This window comes from Rothia sp. HMSC067H10, assembly GCF_001810635.1.
Classification (GTDB): domain Bacteria; phylum Actinomycetota; class Actinomycetes; order Actinomycetales; family Micrococcaceae; genus Rothia; species Rothia dentocariosa.
On sequence record NZ_KV802317.1, the window covers coordinates 341,231 to 347,653 of the forward strand.

Genomic DNA, 6,423 nt, shown 5'->3' on the forward strand with positions numbered 1-6,423 from the left:
CTTTTAGAGTTCTACGCCTCGTGCGGTTAAAACGTCCCCGGTTATTTGAGCGTATCCTACTGCTTGTACCACAAGAGGTACAAGCAGTCGCCAAGTGGAACGTTTGGGCAAACCGCGTGCGTGAGCAGCTTGTTGTAAAGCTGCCCAATTATCCATAATGGCGGGAATAGATCTTATAACCAGAGCGAGCATCAGTCCTATACGTTTGGGAGATAAGCCTAGAAGTTTAAGCGGTGTGAGTAACCAGATGATTCCATCAAGTAAAAGAGGTAGCGGAGTAGTCGTGAGAAGAAGCCGTGAGATTAGGACGGCGCCTAGCATGGTGCACATGACGTCTACCGCATTTTGCCACGTGCCCCAAAAGAGATAATAAAGTCCTAAAAGAATTATGAGCCATCGCAGCGTATAGACAATTTCTAAGAGCGTGCGGATGCGCATCCCAGCTGACCAGGACAAGATAAAACAAAAGAACAGAACGTATAGTGCTACTTCCCAACCGGTCACCGCGAGCGCGAGAAGTAAACAAGCGCAGAGGCTGCTTTTGCCCCAAAGCGGTGTGCGATGCAGCATCGAATTTCCCGGAGCGTAGCTTCCAATAAGTAAACTGCCGAGGAACGTCGTATGATGCAACCTATGAGCGGTTCGATTCACGCAGTTATATCCTTCCTGGACTACCCGAGTTGTATATCATACAGAGGGGTTTTCGTTGGGAAAACCTTGTTCACAATATAGATGGTATCGTTGAACCGTCTCGTGCGCTTTGCCATGGTATATAAGCTCTCCATTATGGATAATGATTGCTTCATCGCATGTCTCCGCCAAGTCGAGGTCGTGGGTACTGATAATAAGCATCTGATCGAGACTATTCAGAAGGTTTATCAGCCGTGTTCGATTACGTAGATCAAGAAGAGTCGTAGGCTCATCAAGTAAGAGGATTTGTGGTTCTACCGCTAAAATCCCGGTGAGGGCTACAAGTTGTTTCTCTCCGCTGGAGAGAGAAAAAATACTCTGATCAGCTTTGTCGTCGAGACCTTGTTGAGCAAGAAGCTTATGTGCTTGCTCTAGGCGTTGAGTTCGGTTGAGAGAGCTATGCCGACGGAGGCTAAGCTCTAGATCTTCGAGGACTGTAGGCATGATAAGCTGCGCATCTGGGTTAGCGAAGAGCATACCTATAGACTGACGAGTTATCTGGGGACGTTCGGAGATATCTACTCCACATACCTTTATGATTCCCTGGGAGGGCCGAGTAATACCGTTAAAAAGCCCTAAAAAGGTTGACTTTCCCATGCCGTTAAGCCCAATAATCGCAGTTTTAGGTGCGGTTAAAGAAACTGATACATGGTCGATAATATTTCGAGTTTGTCCGTGAGCGTCTTCAGCTGACACGGTAACTGCATCAAGTTCAAGGGACGGGGGAGCGGGCAGCATCGTTGGTGCTTCGTGCTCAATTTTGGCGCTACTTTTCTTGGAAAAAAACATCCTCAATTACCTGCGAGATTTTGAGCGCACTAACCCAGGAAATGCCCGATGCACAGCAGACGATACGATAGACGCAACGATAGATTTAAGAAGGTCTGGAAGAGCAAATGAAGCCGCGATAACGAACGCATGGGTAAATTCCATATGTCCGTTGGTCATAAGCCCTAAGATACCTCCTGCAGAAATTACAACGAAGCCTACCATAGCGCAGAAGATGCACAGGATAGCGGTAAGCCAGGGGTTGAGCTTTCTGCGGATTACTGTATAAGCTAGCGTCCCAGCCAATAACGCGCCCAGAGGATACGCCAGAAGATAGCCACCGGTTGGCGTCGCAAGCGTACCAAACCCTGAAGCACCTTTAGCAAAGATTGGTAGCCCTAGGCACCCTAACAGTACGTAGAGGAGAGTTGCTATAAAAGCTCGAAAACCACCGAGTACTAGAGCGGTGGTGTAGATAGCGAAAGGGCCAAGAGCTAAAGGAATCGGGACACCTGGGATTGGTAGTGCCAAAGGACTAAGAACCGCGATAAATGCTGCGAAGACTGCTATAAGAGCTATATTGCGCCCTGGTGATTGATCTGGGGCATAAGAGTTAGGCACGAGAGTTGATCCTTAAAAATATGAAGTCGTGTGTGGCTGATTATGACGTTCGGTGTCAAAATCGAGGGTAGTACCGCCCTCGACGCCGCTGGGGTCTTATATATATTCTTATATACCTTCTTACCATAGAAAACACATTATGTAATATATATGACGTTTTACGGAGACTATCGGGTGTCAGCGTCTTCTAGCGTAACTCACGTAGAATAGATGGGTTGTTAAACTCCTCATTCACTAACTGTTTTGTTGATCCTCGGAAGGGACATGTTGTGATTTCAGTACAGAATTTAGAGCTCCGCGCGGGTGCCCGTCTGTTAATGGAAGATGTAACCTTTCGGGTAGATAAGGGGGACAAAATCGGTTTAGTGGGGCGTAATGGGGCCGGGAAAACCACTATGACAAAAGTCTTGGCGGGATTAGCTCTACCAGCAGAAGGTACAGTCACCCGGTCTGGCTCTATCGGATACCTTCCTCAAGACCCCAAAGTCGATGATATGACTCAACTGGCGCGTGACCGTATTCTTTCAGCCCGCGGACTTGACGGAGTAGCCAGGAAAATGCGCCAAGCTCAAGAAGATATGGCGAGTGAAGATGAGAGCACACGTACAAAGGGTATGCGGCGCTATGATCGTCTTGAGGCTGAGTTTATTGCTGGCGGCGGCTATGCCGCAGAATCTGAAGCCGCAGTTATAACCTCCAACTTGGATCTGCCTGAACGAGTACTCGCGCAACCTCTTGAGACTCTATCTGGTGGGCAGCGTCGTCGTGTGGAATTAGCACGTATCTTGTTTTCAGCTGCCGATACGATGCTACTTGATGAACCAACAAACCATTTGGATGCGGACTCCATTTTATGGTTGCGTGAGTTCCTGAAAAATTTTTCGGGTGGTTTGCTGGTTATTAGCCACGATGTTGAGCTTATGGAGTTGGTAGTTAACCGTGTGTTTTATCTTGATGCAAATCGTTGCGTGATTGACCAGTACAACATGAGGTGGAAGAACTATCTGAGCCAGCGTGAGCAAGATGAACATCGTCGTAAGCGTGAGCGTGCTAATGCTCAGAAGAAAGCTCAAGCACTCATGGAACAGGCTAATAAAATGCGGGCTAAGGCAACTAAAGCCGTGGCGGCTCAGCAGATGATAAAGCGTGCTGAACGTATGATGCGGGGTCTGGAAGATGAACGCCAAACAGATAAAGTTGCTGCTATCCGATTTCCTGAACCTGCCCCGTGTGGTAAGACGCCGCTGTCTGCACAAAGTCTTTCAAAATCCTACGGCTCACTTGAAATTTTTACCGATGTTGATCTGGCTATTGACCGTGGTTCTCGTGTTGTCGTCTTGGGGCTAAATGGTGCTGGTAAAACTACTTTGTTACGTATGTTGGCTGGCAACACTGCTCCCGACACCGGCAGAGTTGTCTATGGGCATGGAGCTAAGATCGGGTATTTCGCGCAGGAACATGAGATTCTTGATGGTGAGCGAACTGTTTTAGAAAATATGAAATCCGCCGCGCCGGATCTTGACGATACGCGGGTACGCACTGTCCTCGGATCATTCCTTTTCTCTGGTGACGATGTAGAGAAACCAGCAGGTGTACTTTCCGGAGGGGAGAAAACTCGTCTTTCATTAGCAACTTTGGTCGCTTCGAGCGCCAATATACTTCTCTTGGATGAACCGACTAACAACCTTGATCCTGCATCTCGTAAAGAGATTCTGAACGCGCTCAAAGCTTATAAAGGCGCTATCGTTATGGTATCCCATGACGAAGGAGCTGTGGAGGCTCTAAACCCCGAACGTGTTCTTTTGCTTCCGGACGCAGTTGAAGACCTCTGGTCGAAGGAGTATCAGGATCTTATCTCACTTGCCTAGACGCAATCTGCTCTTAGGACAAGGAAAAGGTGTTTACCTAGGCATCTGTATGTGATGTAACGCGTGGGAATGCTCCTAACCTTTGTGGGTATAGGCGTGTATGTAAACTGGCGCATAAGTGAAAGTGCTATGAAACTTTGAATATATCCTTAGAGCTTTCGCATATTATGTTGGCTATGTGGGATTTTCTGGCTAGAAGACACCCTCTTTACTTGATTTAATGATATATTGTGTGGGTTTTATAAAAATATAGTGTGTATCTGCCTACATTGTGGGTTTTTGGCTGGAAAACCAATACATGAGCGGGCTAGACTTGAGTTGTTCCCGCAAATGCGAGGATGCAAAAGCACAGATTTTCGACTCTGACGAGCCGGATTAGCGCAGGTAGAGAGATTCTCTATCTGCTCGTAAAAGGAGAACAGCCTATGCATAACACTGAGTACGAAAAGTACCCCACCTCCGGTGAAGAGAACGTCGAGGTTGACGTCTTCTGGCCCATCCAGGACGCTTAAGTTTTGGTCAGACTGAGGTAAAAAGGTTTTATCTCCCGCTCCTAACCATATGGTTAGGAGCGGGAGATTCTTTGTTTGATGCTCAAGAAATAATAAAGTTATGGAGTGGGTAAGGGCAGAAACCTAAAAGAGCTGCCGTGTACCAAACGATATAACAGGTTAGACAGAGAATAAGGATCTTTTCCCGGATGCTTCCTGCATCACCTAAAAGTGGGAGTGCCATGTAGCCGCTTTTCTTCCAGAGGGAAGAGGCAACAAGTGGTTTAACCGTAATGGGGTATAGCGGGAGAATACCTCGGGTGGTCAGTGCGTCACCTATAACATGTAAGGTTGCGCCCACTGAAATGGCCCAGGGAAGAAGCTCTAAAGAATGAGTGGTATACGCAGCATAGCCTAGGGCGCAAGCCCCAATCCAACCTCCTGGAGCTCCTAAAATCCGCAAAGCCAGACCTCCTGAGAATGCGGCGAGAGCAAGGGACAACCACGGAATACTTTGGTAAGTGAGTGTACTGCCAAAGTATGCGATAGCCCAGAACGCGATGATCCCTAAAATTGAGTGCGTTCCCTTTCGGTGCCCTCCACTGATAAGGCCTACAATCCGGGCGATCCAACCTGATACAGGAGGTATAGAACGAGCGATAGAACCATTATGATGGTCGATATCTGGTAATACTCCTGCGCCAGCACAGGCAAGGGTTGTAACAATCAAGGTAGGAGTATTAGGGATTTGGATTACACCAAGTTCTGAGAGGACCAACCAGCCAGCGGCAGCGCTGACGGTATGAGAATAACCCATCATGTGTGACGAAACCCCTCGTATTATTTCGAAACTATATATGAGATCTTAGATCCAGTATACAGGGAAAATTCGAAAAAGGTTTCGATTTTTATGGTGGGTTACTTCCATATCCCTGCAGGAAAGCCTGGCGGTTACGGCCGTTCTAACCTGTCCAGGAAAGCGTCTTCTTCCTCTTCATCGGTCAGACGCGAGTGTTTCTTGGCAGGGCGGGGGCGTACAATAGATTTCATATGCGAAGGCATATCGTCGATCATATCCATCTTGCGAAGCACAACGGTTTCATCCTCATGCCCAATATAACTGCCATCCTCGGCATAGAACTGCCTATAATAGCGTTCTAGCTCCTGGGCTACCTGAGCATCTAATTCATCATTACGAACTTTTTGCCGTGCACTCCAGGCATACACAGCATAAATAAGAACTGCAAAAGCATACCACTGCATAGAGTAGGACAGATTAGGTCCATTATCGAGTTCAGGTTCGGATTTCTGTACAGGCCGTTGCACAGGCGCAGGTTCTTCAGAGTCCAGCAGACCGTAAGCCCCAGCGGCAACGGGTAAATGCGTACGTTCGCTGATTTCCTGAAGGTTGATAGACGCGACTTGGCCTTCGGGAGCATCCTTACCTGTAGCGCTCTCTCCTTGGTGGACTCGCGCCACAACAATAACATCATTTGCTGGTGGCGCAGGGACTGCGGTGCTGGTGCGTGAAGCATCTGAAGAACTCGCCGACATCCAACCCCTATTGATAATGACTATTTCACCAGTATCTGCACGAAAAGGGACCAATACTTCGAACCCATTTTGTCCCTGATAAGGACGGTTGCGTACCAGTAGCTGTTGATCGGTGATATATCGACCACGAAGGGATACAGGGCGCCACTGTGCCCCCGAATCAAAGTCTCGAAAAATTGTAGGATGGTCTTGGAAGCTATAGGGAGTTGCGTGATAATTCTGCACGATTAGTGAGTTGCGCCAATCTAAAGCCTCTTTTCGGCTCATCTGCCAACCAGCTAAATAAACACAGATTATCGAGAAAATAATGCACAACACGAAAGAGCCTATCCACTTACCCGTGAAGAGAAAACGGTATGCACCCATAGCGAATTCCTCATGCCTTTCGAAGCTGATATGAGCCTATAAAAATAGATGTGTATATAGAGACG

At 47.7% G+C, this 6,423-nt stretch carries 6 protein-coding genes; 1 reads left to right on the forward strand and 5 read right to left on the reverse strand.

The genetic code is table 11. From position 1 onward, the window contains the following. Positions 1–3: 3 nt before the first annotated feature. The 3 genes from HMPREF2756_RS08520 to HMPREF2756_RS08530 form a co-directional block, all read right to left on the reverse strand. Complete coding sequence (locus HMPREF2756_RS08520; protein WP_246825466.1) at positions 4–570, reverse strand: energy-coupling factor transporter transmembrane protein EcfT; 567 nt, start codon at positions 568–570, stop codon at positions 4–6. Positions 571–687: 117 nt separating this feature from the next. Further along, entirely contained in the window at positions 688–1,479 is a 792-nt protein-coding gene (locus tag HMPREF2756_RS08525) for an energy-coupling factor ABC transporter ATP-binding protein (RefSeq protein ID WP_083301709.1), read from the reverse strand. 6 nt (positions 1,480–1,485) lie between these two features. Beyond that, positions 1,486–2,079, reverse strand: a complete 594-nt coding sequence (locus HMPREF2756_RS08530; protein WP_070620307.1) for a biotin transporter BioY — start codon at positions 2,077–2,079, stop codon at positions 1,486–1,488. A gap of 269 nt (positions 2,080–2,348) precedes the next feature. On the opposite strand from HMPREF2756_RS08530, the gene HMPREF2756_RS08535 reads away from it, so the two are divergent. Next, entirely contained in the window at positions 2,349–3,947 is a 1,599-nt protein-coding gene (locus HMPREF2756_RS08535; protein WP_070620309.1) for an ABC-F family ATP-binding cassette domain-containing protein, read from the forward strand. A gap of 594 nt (positions 3,948–4,541) precedes the next feature. On the opposite strand, the gene HMPREF2756_RS11070 is transcribed toward HMPREF2756_RS08535, so the two are convergent. Together HMPREF2756_RS11070 and HMPREF2756_RS08540 are read right to left on the reverse strand one after the other, a co-directional pair. Then, on the reverse strand, positions 4,542–5,258 hold the full coding sequence (locus tag HMPREF2756_RS11070) for a metal-dependent hydrolase (protein ID WP_004004637.1): 717 nt from the start codon (positions 5,256–5,258) through the stop codon (positions 4,542–4,544). Positions 5,259–5,389: 131 nt separating this feature from the next. Then, entirely contained in the window at positions 5,390–6,358 is a 969-nt protein-coding gene (locus HMPREF2756_RS08540; RefSeq protein WP_070620312.1) for an SURF1 family cytochrome oxidase biogenesis protein, read from the reverse strand. Between the last annotated feature and the right edge of the window lie 65 nt (positions 6,359–6,423).

Bases quoted from the DNA above. Each gene is read 5' to 3' on its own strand.
- HMPREF2756_RS08540 (WP_070620312.1), bottom strand. From the start codon at position 6,358: ATGGGTGCATACCGTTTTCTCTTCACGGGTAAGTGGATAGGCTCTTTC.
- HMPREF2756_RS11070 (WP_004004637.1), bottom strand. From the start codon at position 5,258: ATGATGGGTTATTCTCATACCGTCAGCGCTGCCGCTGGCTGGTTGGTC.
- HMPREF2756_RS08525 (WP_083301709.1), bottom strand. From the start codon at position 1,479: ATGTTTTTTTCCAAGAAAAGTAGCGCCAAAATTGAGCACGAAGCACCA.
- HMPREF2756_RS08520 (WP_246825466.1), bottom strand. From the start codon at position 570: ATGCTGCATCGCACACCGCTTTGGGGCAAAAGCAGCCTCTGCGCTTGT.